General features: G+C 71.5%; 1 protein-coding gene and 2 pseudogenes. 2 read left to right on the forward strand and 1 reads right to left on the reverse strand.

All coding sequences use genetic code 11. The features are described 5' to 3' along the window. Window positions 1-317: pseudogene (locus tag ACFPZL_RS13125) on the reverse strand (tRNA pseudouridine(55) synthase TruB); the annotation flags it as partial. A 143-nt stretch (window positions 318-460) separates the two neighbouring features. Here ACFPZL_RS13125 and ACFPZL_RS13130 point away from each other — a divergent pair. Together ACFPZL_RS13130 and ACFPZL_RS13135 are read left to right on the forward strand one after the other, a co-directional pair. Next, complete coding sequence (locus tag ACFPZL_RS13130; RefSeq protein ID WP_236021873.1) at window positions 461-922, forward strand: DUF2871 domain-containing protein; 462 nt, start codon at window positions 461-463, stop codon at window positions 920-922. Window positions 923-931: 9 nt separating this feature from the next. Further along, window positions 932-1,480 (forward strand): annotated as a pseudogene (locus ACFPZL_RS13135) (A/G-specific adenine glycosylase); the annotation flags it as partial.

Consider the following 1,480-nt stretch of genomic DNA (forward strand, 5'->3'; position numbering starts at 1 on the left):
GCCGGATCGGCGGCCAGCGCGCGGATCCTGCCCGGCTCGGCCGTGGCGATCGGGTCCCCCTCGCGGTCGTCCGTCACGGTCGCCTGGCCGAGCCGGATGGTCGCCGTGTACGTCTTGTCGAGGCCGACCAGGTGCGTGAGCAGCCGGGTCGCCGGCCCGGCGCCGAGCAGCAGGAGACCGGTGGCCATCGGATCCAGGGTGCCGGCATGGCCGACCTTCCGAGTGCCGAGGGCGCGCCGCGCCTTGGCGACCACATCGTGGCTGGTCCAGCCCTCGGCCTTGTCGACCAGCAGGATGCCGTTGGGTACGTGTTCCATCGCCTCCAGCCTAGAGGTTCCGGGGCGCCGATCGGCCGGGAGCGCGGGCACCGCCGGGGTGCGGGCGAGCCGGGCGAGTCCGCGAACGCGATCTCAACCTTTCGGACGATGCCCGTCCCCTCAGAGCGCGAGACGCTGGAACCGTGAAGAAACCGTTGAATCATCTCCTCGTCTCTGCATTCGTATACGCCGGATTCGGCGTCGCCTCCGGCCTCTTCTACCGGGAGTTCACCAAACTGAACGGCTTCCCCGAGGGTGCGTTCACCCAGCTCGGGCTGGCCCACACCCACCTGCTGGCGCTCGGCTTCCTCCCCTTCCTGATCCTGCTGGGTCTGGAGCGGGCGTTCCGCTTCTCGCTCGCCCGCAAGCGCTTCGTCTGGTTCCTGTGCCTGTATCACGCCGGGATCGTCCTGACCTCCGCCATGCTGATCCTGCACGGGTCGCTCACGGTGCTGGGACTCGAGTCGTCGAAGATGATCGCGGGCGTCGCCGGCCTCGGGCACATGTCGATCACCGCCGCCGTCATCGTCCTCTTCTTCGCCCTGCGGACGGCGATCCGCCGGGAGCCCGAGCCCGCCGCCACGGGGGTCATCACCGCCCGGTAGGGTGGTCGCGTGGCGGGCGAGGCTGAGCGGAGGCACGAGATCCACCGTGCGCTGAACGCCTGGTTCGCCCGCCAAGCCCGGGAGCTGCCGTGGCGCGGTGCACCCGGCGAGGTCGAACCCTGGTTCGTGCTCGTCTCGGAGTTCATGCTGCAGCAGACCCAGGTCGAACGAGTGCTCCCGCGCTTCCTCGAGTGGGTCGAGCGCTGGCCGCACCCGTCCGCGCTCGCCGCGGATGCACCTGGGGAGGCGGTCCGGGCCTGGGGCCGTCTCGGGTATCCGCGACGCGCGCTGTGGCTGCACCGGGCCGCCACGGAGATCGCGCAGGATCACGGCGACATCGTGCCCCGGGACATCGAGACGCTACTCGGCCTGACCGGGGTCGGGCCGTACACCGCCCGCGCCGTCACCGCGTTCGCCTACGGCGAGCGCCACCCGGTGGTCGACACGAACACGCGGCGGGTGATCGCCCGGCTGGTGCACGGCCTGGCCGCGGCCGGCCCGCCCCGCACCGGCGACCTAGACGACATGGCGGAGCTGCTGCCCGAACGCCCGGAAGAC

The sequence above is a fragment of the Leucobacter soli genome (assembly GCF_042659205.1).
Lineage (GTDB): Bacteria > Actinomycetota > Actinomycetes > Actinomycetales > Microbacteriaceae > Leucobacter > Leucobacter soli.